Origin of the sequence: Bacillus sp. 165 (genome assembly GCF_017742235.1) — a bacterium.
Taxonomy (GTDB): Bacteria; Bacillota; Bacilli; order Bacillales; family Bacillaceae_G; genus JAGHKQ01.
In genome coordinates, this window is the sequence record NZ_JAGHKQ010000005.1 from 178,370 (window position 1) to 193,571 (window position 15,202).

Here is a 15,202-nt window from a genome sequence, read left to right on the forward strand (position 1 = left end):
GATGTGTTGTTTTTTTAAAACTATAGAACAAAAAAGCTGCCGTTGCAAACGACAGCTCCCCTCTATTAAAGTACTTCTAATGTTACATTCATATTGCCTTTTGTTGCCTTAGAATACGGACATACTTGATGAGCCGCCTCTACTAATTCTTGCGCTATTTCTCGTGATACATCAGGGACCTTTACCTGTAAGGTTGCTGCAAGTTCAAATCCATCATCAAAAGCTTTCCCAATCGAAACATGTGCAGTAACTTCTGTGATGCCTACTTTAATCCGTTTCGTACGTGCCACTAAATTTAAAGCACTATCAAAACACGCTGCATACCCAGCTGCAAATAATTGCTCCGGATTGGTCGCTTCTCCTCCGGGTCCTCCTAATGCTTTTGGCATTTTTACATCTAAATTGATTACACCATCTTCAGAAATGACCTTTCCATTTCTCCCGCCTGTCGCTTTTACTTGCGCAGTATATAAATGATCCATATTTATCCCTCTTTTTAATTTTATAATATTAAATTGTAAACAATTTAATTTATCACAACTATAATACAAAAAAACATACCCGTCAATTTATTTTTTTGTATTAACTGCAGGATAAACAAAAGGCACATCCTTTCACAGAATGTGCCTTTGCTTTGAAAGTATATACTTTTTCAGTATGCAGCTATTTTAATTTTACCTGCATCACCATGGTTGTACCTCGTTGAGCTTGCATGCCCACATTTTTATCTTGTGAATCTACAATATCTTTGTTCGTAATAACCATAGGGGTAATGATGTCTTTCGCATTTTGCTTTATGTAAGGAAGATCAAACGTCAATAGCAAATCCCCAGCTTTTACTTTTTGCCCTTCTGTTACATGTGCTTCAAAGCCTTCACCTTTTAAATTAACAGTTTCCAGTCCCACATGGATCAGGATTTCCAGTCCTTGCTGTGAACGAATTCCAATTGCATGCTTTGTATGAAACAGTTGTACAATCTCTCCATCTACGGGAGCTACTACTTTACCTTCTGTCGGTACAATCGCGATACCATCACCCATCATCCGTTGTGCAAAAACTGGATCAGGTACTTCTTCTATATTTTTCACCTCTCCCGTTAAGGGAGCAACAATAGTTTCTTGATTTATTTTTGAGCTAAACAGCTTTTTAAACATCATTCAAATCCTCCTTCTAACTTACATTTTTACTATACCTTAATTGTCCTCATTTTTCTTTGTTTTAAACTTGTTGTCGATAATTCCTAACACTTGCATTATATTTGTAAAAATCTATCTAAAAAATTTATATAGTTACTTGACAAAAGTAAGTAATAAGAATATCATAACTAACATAAAGTAAGTTAATAAAAACATTTCATAAGGGGGACATTCAAATGATGGATTTAGGTTTATTGCTTATTCGTTTAGTAGTAGGGGTAGCATTTATCGGTCATGGTTCGCAAAAGTTATTCGGTTGGTTTGGAGGTTACGGCTTAAAAGGAACCGGAGGATGGATGGAATCTATAGGGATAAAGCCAGGTGTAGCAATGGCATTTATGGCAGGAGCAAGTGAATTACTGGGCGGATTGTTATTCGCCAGCGGAGTTTTCACATGGATTGGGGCATTATTAATTACAGCAACAATGTTAGTAGCTATTGTTAAAGTACATGCAAAGAACGGCTTCTGGATTACACAAAACGGCTATGAATACAATCTTATATTAATCGTTGTAGCCATAGGTATTGCGTTAATCGGGCCAGGCGCTTATACTTTATTATGATTTTTATCTCGAATTCAAGATATTTCCTAAGAGGTGACAAAATATGAAACAAACAACAGGAATTCATCATATAACAGCAATTGTAGGAAATCCACAAGAGAATATTGACTTTTATGCAGGAATTTTGGCACTTCGTCTCGTAAAGAAAACTGTGAACTTTGACGATCCAGGCACATATCACCTGTACTTTGGAAACGAGCAAGGCAGCCCCGGTACTATTATGACGTTTTTCCCTTGGCCGGATGCGTACCCAGGACGTATTGGCTCAGGCCAGGTTGGAATAACATCCTTTGCGGTGCCAAGCGGCTCGCTTTCCTTTTGGGAAGAACGCTTAACTTCATTTAATGTAACAGTTGAAAAAACAACACGATTTGGAGAGACTTATTTGGAGTTCACTGATCCGCACGGTCTTCATTTGGAGCTTGTGGAAAGAAAAGAAGGACCAACCAGCGAATGGGCTTTTGGCGGTGTACCGGCACATCATGGAATTAAAGGCTTTGGAGGGGCAGTATTATTATCTGCTACCCCTGCTGAAACAGCAAAAGTATTGCAAGCTGTAATGGGACTAGAAAAAGTTTCAGAGGAAGGTGACTTTATCCGCTTCCGTTCTACAGGAGAACGGGGTAACATTATTGATGTAAAGCGCACTCCTCTTCCTTTCGGACAAATGGGAATCGGTACAGTGCATCATATCGCATGGCGCGCCGATAGCTACGAAGACCATGAGAGCTGGAGGGAACATATTGAGAGCCATGGTTATCCAGTAACACCTATTATTAACAGGCAATACTTCAATGCTATCTACTTCCGGGAAGAAGGCGGCATATTATTTGAAATTGCTACAGACCCACCTGGATTCATGTACAATGAACCGTTTGAACAACTGGGAGAAAAACTATTGCTTCCACCATGGCTAGAACCAAAACGAACAGAGCTTGAAAGCATCTTGCTCCCAGCCAAAGTACGAGTATTGGAGGAAGATAAATAATGCGCCATATTTTTCATAAAGGAACAAATGAACTCGCACCAACATTACTTTTACTTCATGGCACAGGAGGAACAGAGCATGATCTGCTTCCTCTTGCCGATTTAATCTCTCCTTCTTCTAATATATTGAGCGTGCGGGGCAATGTATCGGAAAATGGTATGCCTCGATTTTTTCGGCGTTTAGCAGAAGGAGTATTTGATGAGGAGGACTTAGTCTTTCGTACAAAAGAACTGCACACATTCTTAGATGAGGCAGCCCAACAATACGACTTTCCTCGAAATAATATCGTCGCTGTCGGTTACTCCAACGGCGCAAATATTGCAGGCAGCCTTTTGTTTCATTATGAACAGGCATTAAAAGGGGCTATTTTACACCATCCAATGGTCCCTAGACGCGGAATAAAGCTACCAGCATTAGAGGGCACTCCCGTTTTTATTGCTGCTGGAATAAATGATCCTATCTGCAAAAAGGAAGAGACACAAGACCTGGAAAAATTATTATTACAAGCTGGAGCGGATGTTTCTGTTCATTGGGAAAGCTTCGGCCACCAATTGACACGAAGCGAAGCCGAAGCTGCCAAACAATGGTTTACACTGCATTTTTCAAAATAGAAGGAGTGAACACTATGCTGTCGATCGATCCTAACACACAAAGTGAACGAGATAACTATAAGCTGCTGACAGGGAGCATTATCCCGCGTCCAGTTGCATTCGTAACAACACTTTCTACAGAAGGGGTATTAAACGGAGCTCCTTTCAGCTATTTCAATATCGTCACTGCTAATCCACCGCTAATTTCCGTTTCTATCCAGCGTAAAGCAGGAGAACAAAAAGATACAGCACGAAATGCCATGCAAAAAGGAGAGTTTGTCGTTCACATCTCGGATGAAACATACGTAGAAGCTATGAATGAAACAGCAGCGCCGCTTCCTCCTAATCAAAGTGAAATAGAGCTTGCTGGCTTAACACCTGTTGCTAGTGATGCCATCAGCGTACCAGGCGTACAGGAAGCCAATATTCGTATGGAATGTGTCTTAGAGCGTTGCATTCCCCTTGGGGGAACAGAAAATGAACCAGCCTGTGATCTATTAATAGGGCGTGTAGTTCGCTTTCACGTTGCAGAGCATTTGTATGAAAAAGGGCGTATTCACGCAGAAGGGTTACAGCCGGTAAGCCGCTTAGCGGGCAACAACTATGCAAAGCTAGGAGAGCAATTTGAAATTGTACGCCCGACATAAAAAAGCGATGATTGAAAAAAGCACGGCATCCGCCGTGCTTTTTTCAATCACATAAATACCATTTTATATCGGAAACAACAGCTTTAATCCAAATCCAACAAGAATGCTCCCGCCCAGCAATTCTCCATACATACCTAGCCATTGCTTAGCGTGACGCCCGATTAGAAGCCCCGTCCATGTTAAGATCATACTAACCACACCGAACATAATAACTGTAACCGCTGTTCTAGCACCATAAATACCGAGGCTCAGCCCGACAGAAAAGCTGTCCACACTAACACTGAACGAAAATAAAAGCAGCCCGAATCCAACCGGAAGCACACCATCCTTCCCTTCTCCAAAAAGGCAAGAATAGATAATATGAAATCCGAGGCCCAAGAGCAGCACCCCGCCTGCTACGGTAGCAATTGAACCAAATTGATCTGTTAACATTCTGCCAATCACGATACCAATTAACGGCATAATAATGTGAAAGGTACCAATGGTAATTCCTATGTAAAGGATTTGCCTCATCTTTAACTGAATCATCCCCATGCCAAGGCTGACAGAAAAGGCATCGAGTCCCAAGGCAAATGCCATGATTAGAAGTGTCAGCAACTCTCCAATAATATAATGGATATCCATTTTCCCCCTCCTCGGACTTGCTACTTAAAAATATGCACGTCCAAGAAGGTTTAGAAGTTAATTCTCAAAGATTACACAGTGTCCGCTTGCTTTTTGCAAGCGGTTCATAATCGCAATGCCTATTCCCTCCTGCGGAAATGACTCACTGAAGATAACATCCACCTGCGCAGTATCAAAAGCACGCAGTGCATCATATAATTTTGCCGCAACGGTTGTGAGAGCCTCACGACGCCCGCATGCTACAATAACATCTCCCACATAAAAAGATGCATTTTCTTCGGTCGTAAGAATTCCTGTTTTCAAGCCTTGTTCTTTTTTTTGATTAACAAGCTGTTGCAAAAACTCCCGCGTTCCCTCCACAATTGTTAAGGGCGCATTTGGTGCATAGTGTGTATACTTCATACCTGGTGATTTCGGTGTTTGTGTTTCATCTTTTAAAGCCGCATCCACATCCACTTCCCCAATTACTGCTTCTAATTGCTCTTTAGTTACTCCTCCTGGACGAAGGATAACGGGAACTGCACTTGTACAATCTAATACTGTCGATTCTACTCCGACTCCTGTCGCTCCTCCATCTACGATACCTGCAACTTTTTTATTCAAATCCTCATAGACATGAGCTGCCAACGTAGGGCTCGGACGTCCTGATCGATTAGCACTCGGAGCTGCTACAGGTACATTTGCTTGTTTAATCAGAGCAAGAGCAATTGGATGATCAGGCATTCTCACCGCGACTGTGGATAACCCTGCAGTTACACGATGAGAAATCCCTTCTTTTTTAGGTAATACTAGCGTCAATGGTCCCGGCCAAAAACGCTGTATCAACATCTCTGCCTTGGCAGGTATTTCATCAACAATTGTGTTCAACTGTTCTGTTGTCGCTATATGTACGATAAGCGGATTATCGCTTGGTCTTCCTTTTGCCAAAAAGATTTTTTCTACCGCTTCATCTGAAGTTGCATCCGCCCCTAAGCCATATACAGTTTCTGTAGGGAAAGCTACAACTTCTCCACTTTGTAATAAAGAGGCAGCTTCTTGCAATTGTGGATAATCTCCTTTTTTTTCAACAATGTTATCCACAACCCATACTTTTGTATTCATCGTTATTCACGTCCTCTATCTACGATAATTCCTTATTTCTTACAGTTTACTACGGATAAGTTTAGAAATACAAACAAGACTTATCCACGAAATGTGGATAAGTCTTGTTGATCAGTGGATAACTCTGTGAATAGTTCACATTCTAACACAAAGGCATTGGGCTGCTCCATCGCCTTTTTATAATGATCCAAATTTCGAATTTGTAAATCCACTTTACTGTTATCCACAGAAGAAAAGTTAAACATACGAAATAATTCAGCTGAAACAGGCTTGTTTGTAATTAAATACAGCTTTTGCAGCTTCTTTTTATGCAACTGCTGCAAAAACGCTTCAAAAAACTTAACAAACTTGGACTTGTCCACAACTGGAGACATAATAAGTGTACGAATCAACGCGCAATCTCCCTCAGGCTCATAGCCAATTACTGCTATAATATCCTGTTTCTCATCCTTTAGTATCATAAATTGATGTGAGATTTTCTCTAAACGCTCCTCTTTCACATTAGCTCGTCCTAAAAACTTGATTAGCTTTTCTATATCCCTATCTTGCACAAATTGCATATTCTGCATAATAATCCCCTCTCCTCATACTCCTTACCATACAATATATGAAGAGAGGGATAAGTATAGAACTTATTTTTTAAATAAGGAAGAAAAGACTTCAACAATTAATAACTTTACTTCTGGTTCTTCCTCTTCCACTACTTGTACTGTTTGCTTTTTTTCCACCGTGTTCTTAGCGGTAGACTGCTTATCAATACCCTCAAATACTCTCTTTTCCTGTGCGAACGCAACGGCAGTTATTTTCTTCTTATTTACCGATGCAGATACTGCTGGGCTTGCTTTACCCTCTAGTGCCTTATCTACAGTAACAGTTTCTTTAGGTTCTTCTGTTGCTTTTACTTCTTTCTTCCCCTCTTTTGCCTTTACCGCTTTCGGTCTCTCTTTTTTCACCGCATCACCGTTGGAAAAGTCAAGAAAGCACAGTGGAGGAAACAATACACACCACCAGTTGGCCCCTTCTCCTTTTCCTAAAGTCACAAGAACAGCCTCATACTCGCCTGCCGGATAAATAAAGTTGCCATACATTTTCGTTGGAAATTTTATATGCTTCCCAAACTTTACCGTAAATGTTTGGTTGCTGCCTTCTTTTTTTAATGTTTGCGCCACTGTTCTTTCAATTTCAGGCAAGTGGTCTTGAATGACCTGGCGCGCCTCTTTAAAAGAAGTTAAATCTTGTACCCAACCGTCAATTTGCTCTTTCACTTCGTCCCGTACCTTGCGTTTTAACGCTTGGTCCGCACTCGAATCACTGTTTGCCAAAATACGTAACCGAATCGCCTCATCTGGAATGACTGTCGCATTGCTTGCTTCTGCTTTTTTATATCCAAAATACACAGTAAACTGTGTACCAATCACCATTAAAATCAATAACGTAATTACTTGTTTTTTCATTTCCCCACACCGTCCCTTCACTAACACAGTGTGGGCAGCTTTTCGATTTTTTAAACTAGCAAATTTAAAAATCTAGCATTCTATTAAGAAAAGAATTCTTAGCAGTTCCACTTCACACAGCAACTCCAACGCTTTTTTCGGCAGAACTCTCATCTTTTCGGAGAATCCTACGCTTTTTTCAGCGAATCCACAATTTAAAAGTTAAAAGTACTCCCAAATCGGGAGTACTATCCAATATCGGCAAATACCATCCGGTCTTTTCCATTAATATCAAATACCACTTCAACAGCAGCAAGAGGAAACGCAGCTTGCAGCATATGCTTTACAATCTCTCCTTGTCCAACCCCCACTTCGAATGCTACGATGGCATTCGGTTTTAACACTTGCGGCAGTTCTTCCATAAAACGCCGATAAAAGTCAAGTCCGTCTTCTCCCCCAACTAATGCGCGTTTTGGTTCATAGTCCTTTACGATAGAAGAAAGCTCGGACCAATCTTCAATAGGAATATAAGGAGGATTTGATACTACTACATCAAGTGTAATCCCTTCTGTGATAAACGGCTGAAGCAAGTCCCCGTGCAAAAAGGTGACTTGCGCCTCCAGATTTTTTGCATTCTCCCTCGCCACCTCAATAGATGTGGCTGCAATATCCACCGTATATACATTCAATTTAGGATTCTCAAGTGCCAATGTAATGGCAATCGCTCCGCTTCCGGTTCCTATATCAGCTACTGTAATGGACTGCTCGCCATATTTGTTTTGAATGCGGTCTAACACTCCTGCAAGTAGCTCCTCTGTTTCTGGGCGAGGAATCAGTACCTCTGCATCTACATGGAATTTGCGACCGTAAAAATATTCATATCCTATTACATATTGCAGCGGAATGCCTTCTCCATGCTGCTTTACCAGTTTGACAAGCACCTGTTCTTGTTGTTGAGTCAGCTCTTCTCTTAAATTCATAAGAAGCCCCGTCCGGTTCGTTTGCAGCACATGGCAAAGCAACAATTCACCCGCATTAGCATCCCGATGCCGCTCTTCTAAAAAAGAAGAAGCCCACTCGAGGGCTTCATACATTTTTTGAGGCATTATAAACTTGCCTCCATCTTCTTCGCTTGATCTTCCATAATTAAAGCATTGATGAATTCATCCAGTTTTCCTTGGAGAATTTGGTCAAGCTTTTGAATGGTTAAACCAATACGGTGATCCGTCACGCGATTTTGCGGGAAGTTGTACGTACGGATACGTTCGGAACGGTCACCTGTTCCTACTGCTTGCTTACGGTTTTGATCATACTCTGCTTGCGCTTCTTGTTGGAATTTATCATATACGCGAGCACGCAATACCTTCATAGCTTTTTCTTTGTTTTTAATTTGAGACTTTTCATCCTGACAGGATACAACTACTCCTGTCGGAAGATGCGTTAAACGCACCGCAGACATGGTCGTATTTACACTCTGTCCACCCGGACCGCTGGACGCAAAAGTATCTACACGAATATCCTTTTCATGAATTTCGATTTCAACCTCTTCCGCTTCCGGAAGTACAGCTACAGTTGCTGTTGATGTATGGATACGTCCGCCAGATTCTGTTTCCGGTACACGTTGCACACGATGTGCCCCATTCTCAAATTTCATCTTAGAGTATGCACCTTTACCATTAATCATAAAGATGATCTCCTTGAATCCTCCAAGCCCTGTTGGACTTGCTTCGATTACTTCAGGTTTCCAGCCCTGCATTTCAGCATAGCGGCTGTACATACGATATAAATCTCCAGCAAATAATGCCGCTTCATCGCCGCCAGCTGCACCGCGAATCTCAATGATAACGTTCTTATCATCATTAGGGTCTTTCGGGAGAAGCAACACTTTTAAACGTTCAGATAATTCCTTTTCCTGTACTTCCAGCTCAGAAATTTCTTCTTTTACCATGTCACGCATGTCGGCATCAAGCTTTTCCTCAAGCATCGCTTTCGCATCCTTCAATTGAATGGAAACGCTTTTATACTCACGATATGCCGCTACCGTATCTTGCATATCAGATTGTTCTTTAGAATATTCACGAAGCTTCTTCGGATCATTGACTATTGCAGGATCACTTAAAAGTTCGTTCAATTTATCATAACGGTCTTCAACAGCCTGTAAACGATCTAACACATCATTCACCTCAATATAAGTACTCTTAATAGTATAGGCTAAAAAAATATATAAAAGCAACTAAATTCACATAAAGCTTAATTTACTTTGGCACAGTATGACAATGACGGCAACGCGGTTCATATGATTCTGATGCACCTACTAAAATAACAGGGTCGTTGAATGATGCGGGTTCTCCGTTAATCAAACGTTGAGTACGACTTGCAGGGGCTCCGCATTCGGAACACACAGCTTGCAGCTTCGTCACATGTTCTGCCATTGCCATAAGTTGTGGAACAACGCCAAACGGCACTCCTCTAAAGTCTTGATCCAATCCCGCCACAACCACACGATAACCGCGAGTTGCAAGGTCCTGCACCACCTCAACAATATTATCATCAAAAAACTGAACCTCATCAACTGCTACAACATCCATATCTTCTGTTACATAATCATAAATTTTTAAAGAGGATGAGACCGGAACAGCTCTCACTTTCGCTCCATTATGAGATACTACATCTTCTTCGCTGTAACGATTGTCAATACACGGTTTAAATACAATTGCCTTTTGTTTTGCAAACTGCGTGCGACGTACGCGGCGAATCAGTTCCTCAGACTTTCCTGAAAACATGCTGCCGCATATCACTTCCAACCATCCGATTCGACTCATGAGATACATTAAGAACCATCCCCCTTGCAAAAAAATAACCTATATTTAAGTATGTTTACATTCCATATATGTGACGAAAGAAAACGGGCATTCTGTCTCACAGACGAATGCCTTAAAACGCAGTTACAATCTGGTGTTCAGATTAATTCTGCAGATATTATCATGTATTTTTTCCGAAAAAAAGCAGGCAAGCGTATAAGCACTTGCCTGCTTTTTATTATTACTTAAGGCCGTATTTTTTATTGAACTTGTCTACGCGGCCAGCTGCTGTAGCGAACTTCTGACGTCCTGTGTAGAACGGGTGAGAATCAGAACTGATTTCCACTTTAATTAGTGGATAAGTGTTTCCGTCTTCCCAATCGATAGTTTCGCTGGAATGCATTGTAGATCCGCTTAAGAACTTGAAGCCTGTGTTGATATCCATAAATACTACCTTTTTGTAGTTTGGATGAATTCCTGCTCTCATTCTTTTCATCTCCTTCCGCCCTGAATCATTTTCGAAACAGAGTTTTTCATACTGACTAGAATCATTTCTAACAGTGATGAAACACACATGAGCAAATTATAACAAGGCTTTACCCTTTTTGCAACTGCCTATTTATGGTTTCCTCACTTTGTTGTAACAGCACCTTTTTTCTCTTCATTAATCCGTTGAAAAAATTCATCATTGGTTTTTGTATTGCGCAATGTTCGTAAAAATCTTTCTGTAAAATCAGGTGTATCCGTCATAGCTTTACGGATTGCCCATAGCTTGTCCAGATTTTCCTTTGGTACTAATAACTCTTCCTTACGAGTACCGGAGCGGCGAATATCAATTGCTGGGAAGATTCGGCGTTCAGCCAAAGCACGATCCAAATGAAGCTCCATGTTACCTGTACCCTTAAATTCCTCATAAATGACATCATCCATACGAGATCCCGTATCCACAAGAGCTGTCGCTAAAATGGTTAAGCTACCGCCCTCTTCAATATTCCGCGCCGCTCCAAAGAAACGCTTTGGACGATGGAAGGCAGCGGGATCAATACCTCCGGATAATGTACGGCCGCTCGGTGGAATCACAAGGTTATAAGCACGAGCTAAACGTGTAATACTATCCATAAGGATAATTACATCTTTTTTATGTTCTACTAAACGCATGGCACGTTCTAATACAAGCTCTGCAACCTTGATATGATTTTCTGGCACTTCATCAAATGTAGAGCTGACAACATCTCCTTGTACAGAACGCTCAATATCTGTCACTTCTTCAGGACGTTCGTCAATCAACAAGACAATCAATTCTGCTTCAGGATGATTTGTTGTAATGCTGTGTGCAATTTCTTTTAACAGCATTGTTTTCCCAGCCTTTGGAGGAGCGACAATCAGTCCCCTCTGCCCAAATCCGATTGGTGCGATTAAGTCAATAATACGCGTAGAAAGATTTTTTGTTTCTGTTTCCAATTTCATTTGACGATTTGGATAGAGCGCGGTTAATCCAGGGAAGTGAACACGTTCTTTCGCAGATTCGGGATCATCACCGTTAACAGCTTCGACTTGCAATAATCCGAAATAACGTTCATTCTCCTTAGGTTTACGAACTTTTCCGGATACTTTATCTCCATTACGCAAATCGAAACGGCGAATTTGGGAGGCAGAAATATAAATATCTTCAGAACTTGGCGAATAATTAATCGGACGTAAGAAACCAAAGCCTTCAGACTGAATGATTTCAAGAACACCCTCCATAAAAAATAGACCGTCTTTTTCAGCCTGAGCTTTTAAGATGGCAAAAATTAGTTCTTTTTTATTCAATTTGCTGTAATACGAGATTTTGAATTCCTTCGCGTGCTCGTAAAGCTCTTTTAATTTCATATTTTCTAATGCTGATATTGATAAGCTCATTGATACACCACACTTTAATTTATTCTGTTTTGATTGGGTTTTGATGTTGAAGTATTGGAAGGTTTAGATTAGGAAAGATGAGTCTCTCTATATAAAAGTAGCATAATATTCCCTATTGTAACCTCTTTCTCTAGTTTTAATCAACTTTTTCTGCTAAGAAATTACGCTTACTCCCCAGATATAACCAAAATATTCTAGATAGAGAATAGCATATTGCATATCTCTTCCGCTTTATACTTTCTTGCCAATAAAAGAAGTAGCGAAGGCCTAGACCTTCGCTTACTTTTTTATTTCATGACTAAATTCGGTTTTTTATGCAAGCTGTGTCTGCCATCAATGAAACGAACAGTACCTGATTTTGCACGCATAACAACAGAATGAGTCGTTCCTGCTGTTCCTTTAAATTGCACGCCGCGAAGAAGCTCCCCATCTGTTACTCCTGTTGCAGCAAAAATAGCATCGTCTCCGCGCACAAGGTCTTCCATGCGAAGAACACGATTCACATCAAGAATCCCCATCTTTTTACAGCGAGTTAATTCTTCCTCGCTTTGTGGAAGAAGCTTACCTTGGATTTCTCCTCCTAAGCATTTAAGTGCTACTGCAGCCAGCACGCCCTCAGGTGCTCCGCCAGAACCAAACAAAATATCTACCCCTGTATGATCAAATGCTGTATTAATAGCTCCTGCTACGTCACCATCATTAATGAGCTTGATTCGCGCTCCTGTTTTTCTGATTTCTTCAATAATGTGTGCATGACGAGGACGATTCAGAATTGTCGCTACAACATCTTCTATATCCTTCCCTTTGGCTTTTGCTACTGCATGAAGATTGTCCGTAATCGAAGCATTAATATCCACGAAGCCCACGGCTTCCGGACCAACTGCAATTTTATCCATATACATATCTGGGGCATGAAGGAGATTGCCATGATCTGCTACGGCAAGAACAGCAAGCGCATTCCACCCTCCAGAAGACACAATATTTGTTCCTTCCAGCGGGTCAACCGCCACATCTACTCGAGGTCCATATCCAGTACCCAGCTTTTCCCCGATATAAAGCATTGGAGCTTCATCCATTTCTCCTTCTCCAATTACAACGGTTCCCTTCATTGGTACTGTATCAAATACGTCTCGCATCGCTGTTGTTGCCGCATCATCAGCCTCATCCTTTTTTCCTCGGCCCATCCATCGTGCTGCAGATAAAGCTGCTGCTTCTGTTACACGAACCAATTCCATTGATAAACTTCTTTCCATGATAATTCCTCCCCCAGTTGATACTACGAATTTTGTACTTGCTCCATTTCTTCCTCTGTCAATCTCTCACGCCAAATCTTGGCGCCTAAGCCGCGTAATTTGCTTTCCAAATCCTCATAGCCGCGATCAATATGTTCCAAACCGGTAACCTCTGTAATCCCATCTGCCATTAAACCGGCTATTACTAAAGCCGCTCCGGCACGAAGATCACTTGCTTTAACTTTTGCACCCTGTAATGAAACAGGACCTGTTATAATAGCAGAACGTCCTTCCACCTTCACCTTGGCATTCATTCTTCTTAGTTCATCAATATGTTTAAAACGCGCACCATAAATAGTATCTGTCACAACACCAGTTCCATGAGCCTTTGTCAGAAGCGCTGTAAATGGCTGCTGCAAATCTGTTGCAAACCCTGGATATACAAGTGTTTTTACATCTACTGTTTTTAAATCATTTCCACCTCTGACTACCACTTGGTCATCATAGGCCTCAATTTTCACTTTCATCTCGCGCAACTTGGCAATGACTGATTCTAAATGCTGCGGGATAACATTGTCAATGATAATTTCTTGTCCGATTGCTGCGGCCATAATCATGAAGGTTCCTGCTTCAATACGATCAGGAATAATCGAATGATAGCAACCTTTTAACGAGTCGACTCCATCAATACGAATAACGTCCGTACCCGCCCCTTTTATACGAGCGCCCATACTCGTAAGCAAAGTAGCCACATCAATAATTTCCGGTTCTTTGGCGGCATTTTCAATAACAGTGCGTCCTTTTGCTCTCACTGCAGCGAGCATAATATTAATGGTTGCTCCCACACTGACTACATCTAAATAAATGCGGGCTCCTCTTAATTCATCTGCACGAAGATAGATTGCTCCTTGTTCATTCGTAACAGTTGCTCCCAATGCTTCAAATCCCTTAATATGCTGGTCGATTGGACGAGGACCTAAGTGACAGCCTCCCGGTAATCCGATGACAGCTTGTTTAAACCGTCCAAGCATAGCACCCATTAAGTAATAAGAAGCTCGTAGCTTTTTGACCTTTCCACTCGGTAACGGCATAGATATCATTTTTGACGGGTCCACCGTCATTTCTTGCTCATTCAATGTAACAGCCCCGCCGATTTCTTCTAGTAAATCTCCCAATATGTTAACATCGGAGATATTCGGAATCCCTCCAATTGTCACAGGTGTTTCCGCTAAGATAGTTGCAGGAATGAGAGCCACAGCACTGTTCTTTGCGCCGCTGACTCGAATTGAACCGTTAAGGGCATGTCCTCCCTCAATAATTAACTTTTCCATGTTATGCTCCTTCCAGCAAAAGCTATACAATCACAATTACTGAATTAACTGCGATTGTTCCAATCGCTTAAGAACTGCTCAATTCCCTTATCTGTAAGCGGATGCTTCATCAATTGTAAAAATACTTTATGTGGAATCGTCGCAATATGCGCTCCCCGAAGTGCTGCTTCGGTTACATGAACAGGGTGGCGCACAGACGCAGCGATGATTTCTGTTTTAATATCATGCTGAATAAAAATTGAGGCAATGGTATCAATGAGTTCAAGTCCATCTTGTCCAATATCATCTAAACGCCCTAAAAAAGGTGAAACATAGGTAGCACCTGCGCGTGCTGCCAATAAAGCTTGGTTTGCATTAAAAATTAACGTAACATTCGTCTTGATTCCTAATTCACTGAATACCTTTACTGCCTTTAATCCGTCTGCGGTCATCGGAACTTTGACTGTAATATTCGGGGCAATGGCAGCCAGCTCTTTTCCTTCTTCAATCATTTCATCAGCCTTAATTGCAATAACTTCCGCACTTACAGACCCACTGACCTCTTGCGTAATCTCACGTAAACGGTCATGAAATGTGACTCCTTTTTCCTTGGCAACAAGACTAGGGTTCGTTGTTACACCCGCTAAAATTCCCATGCTGTTAATTTCTTTAATTTCTTCCAAATTTGCAGTGTCGATGAAAAACTTCATAATAAAATCCTCCTTGAATGAACGTGTATATTACCCCTTATTATTTTGTTCTTCTCAACCCTTTTCGACGCTAAAAGCACTTTTTCCTATGCCCTTGTCTATTT

The 15,202-nt window shown here is 41.2% G+C and carries 18 protein-coding genes; 4 read left to right on the forward strand and 14 right to left on the reverse strand.

Translation table 11 applies throughout. The features are described 5' to 3' along the window. Positions 1 to 65: 65 nt before the first annotated feature. Both J7Q84_RS10265 and J7Q84_RS10270 read right to left on the reverse strand, forming a co-directional pair. Positions 66 to 482 (reverse strand): organic hydroperoxide resistance protein, encoded by a 417-nt coding sequence (locus J7Q84_RS10265; protein ID WP_209094440.1) that lies wholly within the window; start codon positions 480 to 482, stop codon positions 66 to 68. Positions 483 to 663: 181 nt separating this feature from the next. After that, the gene (locus J7Q84_RS10270; protein WP_209094537.1) at positions 664 to 1,155 is read right to left on the reverse strand and encodes a PTS sugar transporter subunit IIA; all 492 of its coding nucleotides are present in this window, start codon (positions 1,153 to 1,155) and stop codon (positions 664 to 666) included. Positions 1,156 to 1,373: 218 nt separating this feature from the next. Between J7Q84_RS10270 and J7Q84_RS10275 the strand changes: the two genes are divergently transcribed. Genes J7Q84_RS10275 through J7Q84_RS10290 form a run of 4 tightly spaced genes read left to right on the forward strand, consistent with a single transcriptional unit; the run spans position 1,374 to position 3,985 of the window. Further along, positions 1,374 to 1,760 carry a DoxX family protein gene (locus tag J7Q84_RS10275; protein ID WP_209094441.1) on the forward strand — a complete coding sequence of 129 codons (387 nt, stop codon included), beginning with the start codon at positions 1,374 to 1,376 and terminating at the stop codon, positions 1,758 to 1,760. A 43-nt stretch (positions 1,761 to 1,803) separates the two neighbouring features. After that, a complete protein-coding gene (locus J7Q84_RS10280; RefSeq protein ID WP_209094442.1) occupies positions 1,804 to 2,748 on the forward strand; it encodes a ring-cleaving dioxygenase in 945 nt (314 codons plus the stop codon). After that, positions 2,748 to 3,359, forward strand: coding sequence for an alpha/beta hydrolase (locus tag J7Q84_RS10285; RefSeq protein WP_209094443.1), 612 nt, complete (start codon positions 2,748 to 2,750; stop codon positions 3,357 to 3,359). Before J7Q84_RS10280 ends, J7Q84_RS10285 begins: the two co-directional genes overlap by 1 nt. Positions 3,360 to 3,373: 14 nt before the next feature. Then, positions 3,374 to 3,985: a flavin reductase family protein gene (locus tag J7Q84_RS10290; RefSeq protein ID WP_209094444.1), complete on the forward strand. Its 612-nt coding sequence runs from the start codon at positions 3,374 to 3,376 to the stop codon at positions 3,983 to 3,985. Positions 3,986 to 4,048: 63 nt separating this feature from the next. On the opposite strand, the gene J7Q84_RS10295 is transcribed toward J7Q84_RS10290, so the two are convergent. From J7Q84_RS10295 to fsa, 12 genes are all read right to left on the reverse strand, one after another. Further along, positions 4,049 to 4,609: a manganese efflux pump MntP gene (locus J7Q84_RS10295; RefSeq protein WP_247739190.1), complete on the reverse strand. Its 561-nt coding sequence runs from the start codon at positions 4,607 to 4,609 to the stop codon at positions 4,049 to 4,051. 57 nt (positions 4,610 to 4,666) lie between these two features. Beyond that, on the reverse strand, positions 4,667 to 5,710 hold the full coding sequence (locus tag J7Q84_RS10300) for an L-threonylcarbamoyladenylate synthase (protein ID WP_209094445.1): 1,044 nt from the start codon (positions 5,708 to 5,710) through the stop codon (positions 4,667 to 4,669). 80 nt (positions 5,711 to 5,790) lie between these two features. Further along, positions 5,791 to 6,279 carry a mechanosensitive ion channel protein gene (locus tag J7Q84_RS10305; RefSeq protein WP_209094446.1) on the reverse strand — a complete coding sequence of 163 codons (489 nt, stop codon included), beginning with the start codon at positions 6,277 to 6,279 and terminating at the stop codon, positions 5,791 to 5,793. Between the two features lie 63 nt (positions 6,280 to 6,342). After that, positions 6,343 to 7,164 (reverse strand): stage II sporulation protein R, encoded by an 822-nt coding sequence (gene spoIIR, locus J7Q84_RS10310; protein WP_209094447.1) that lies wholly within the window; start codon positions 7,162 to 7,164, stop codon positions 6,343 to 6,345. 227 nt (positions 7,165 to 7,391) lie between these two features. Next, a complete protein-coding gene (gene prmC / locus J7Q84_RS10315) occupies positions 7,392 to 8,249 on the reverse strand; it encodes a peptide chain release factor N(5)-glutamine methyltransferase (protein WP_209094448.1) in 858 nt (285 codons plus the stop codon). Continuing rightward, positions 8,249 to 9,316 (reverse strand): peptide chain release factor 1, encoded by a 1,068-nt coding sequence (prfA, locus tag J7Q84_RS10320; RefSeq protein ID WP_209094449.1) that lies wholly within the window; start codon positions 9,314 to 9,316, stop codon positions 8,249 to 8,251. Before prfA ends, prmC begins: the two co-directional genes overlap by 1 nt. An 82-nt stretch (positions 9,317 to 9,398) precedes the next feature. Further along, the gene (locus J7Q84_RS10325) at positions 9,399 to 9,974 is read right to left on the reverse strand and encodes a thymidine kinase (RefSeq protein ID WP_209094450.1); all 576 of its coding nucleotides are present in this window, start codon (positions 9,972 to 9,974) and stop codon (positions 9,399 to 9,401) included. Between the two features lie 211 nt (positions 9,975 to 10,185). Next, positions 10,186 to 10,431, reverse strand: a complete 246-nt coding sequence (locus tag J7Q84_RS10330; RefSeq protein WP_209094451.1) for a type B 50S ribosomal protein L31 — start codon at positions 10,429 to 10,431, stop codon at positions 10,186 to 10,188. 143 nt (positions 10,432 to 10,574) lie between these two features. After that, positions 10,575 to 11,846, reverse strand: a complete 1,272-nt coding sequence (rho, locus tag J7Q84_RS10335; protein ID WP_209094452.1) for a transcription termination factor Rho — start codon at positions 11,844 to 11,846, stop codon at positions 10,575 to 10,577. 287 nt (positions 11,847 to 12,133) lie between these two features. Continuing rightward, complete coding sequence (glpX, locus tag J7Q84_RS10340) at positions 12,134 to 13,099, reverse strand: class II fructose-bisphosphatase (protein WP_209094453.1); 966 nt, start codon at positions 13,097 to 13,099, stop codon at positions 12,134 to 12,136. 23 nt (positions 13,100 to 13,122) lie between these two features. Continuing rightward, positions 13,123 to 14,409, reverse strand: coding sequence for a UDP-N-acetylglucosamine 1-carboxyvinyltransferase (locus J7Q84_RS10345; RefSeq protein ID WP_209094454.1), 1,287 nt, complete (start codon positions 14,407 to 14,409; stop codon positions 13,123 to 13,125). Positions 14,410 to 14,453: 44 nt separating this feature from the next. Next, positions 14,454 to 15,098 carry a fructose-6-phosphate aldolase gene (fsa, locus tag J7Q84_RS10350; RefSeq protein ID WP_209094455.1) on the reverse strand — a complete coding sequence of 215 codons (645 nt, stop codon included), beginning with the start codon at positions 15,096 to 15,098 and terminating at the stop codon, positions 14,454 to 14,456. Positions 15,099 to 15,202: the final 104 nt, after the last annotated feature.

Bases quoted from the DNA above. Each gene is read 5' to 3' on its own strand.
- prmC (WP_209094448.1), bottom strand. From the start codon at position 8,249: ATGCCTCAAAAAATGTATGAAGCCCTCGAGTGGGCTTCTTCTTTTTTA.
- J7Q84_RS10305 (WP_209094446.1), bottom strand. From the start codon at position 6,279: ATGCAGAATATGCAATTTGTGCAAGATAGGGATATAGAAAAGCTAATC.
- fsa (WP_209094455.1), bottom strand. From the start codon at position 15,098: ATGAAGTTTTTCATCGACACTGCAAATTTGGAAGAAATTAAAGAAATT.
- J7Q84_RS10290 (WP_209094444.1), top strand. From the start codon at position 3,374: ATGCTGTCGATCGATCCTAACACACAAAGTGAACGAGATAACTATAAG.
- J7Q84_RS10300 (WP_209094445.1), bottom strand. From the start codon at position 5,710: ATGAATACAAAAGTATGGGTTGTGGATAACATTGTTGAAAAAAAAGGA.
- spoIIR (WP_209094447.1), bottom strand. From the start codon at position 7,164: ATGAAAAAACAAGTAATTACGTTATTGATTTTAATGGTGATTGGTACA.
- J7Q84_RS10265 (WP_209094440.1), bottom strand. From the start codon at position 482: ATGGATCATTTATATACTGCGCAAGTAAAAGCGACAGGCGGGAGAAAT.
- J7Q84_RS10345 (WP_209094454.1), bottom strand. From the start codon at position 14,409: ATGGAAAAGTTAATTATTGAGGGAGGACATGCCCTTAACGGTTCAATT.
- J7Q84_RS10330 (WP_209094451.1), bottom strand. From the start codon at position 10,431: ATGAGAGCAGGAATTCATCCAAACTACAAAAAGGTAGTATTTATGGAT.
- rho (WP_209094452.1), bottom strand. From the start codon at position 11,846: ATGAGCTTATCAATATCAGCATTAGAAAATATGAAATTAAAAGAGCTT.
- J7Q84_RS10270 (WP_209094537.1), bottom strand. From the start codon at position 1,155: ATGTTTAAAAAGCTGTTTAGCTCAAAAATAAATCAAGAAACTATTGTT.
- J7Q84_RS10285 (WP_209094443.1), top strand. From the start codon at position 2,748: ATGCGCCATATTTTTCATAAAGGAACAAATGAACTCGCACCAACATTA.
- glpX (WP_209094453.1), bottom strand. From the start codon at position 13,099: ATGGAAAGAAGTTTATCAATGGAATTGGTTCGTGTAACAGAAGCAGCA.
- J7Q84_RS10295 (WP_247739190.1), bottom strand. From the start codon at position 4,609: ATGGATATCCATTATATTATTGGAGAGTTGCTGACACTTCTAATCATG.
- J7Q84_RS10280 (WP_209094442.1), top strand. From the start codon at position 1,804: ATGAAACAAACAACAGGAATTCATCATATAACAGCAATTGTAGGAAAT.
- J7Q84_RS10275 (WP_209094441.1), top strand. From the start codon at position 1,374: ATGATGGATTTAGGTTTATTGCTTATTCGTTTAGTAGTAGGGGTAGCA.
- J7Q84_RS10325 (WP_209094450.1), bottom strand. From the start codon at position 9,974: ATGTATCTCATGAGTCGAATCGGATGGTTGGAAGTGATATGCGGCAGC.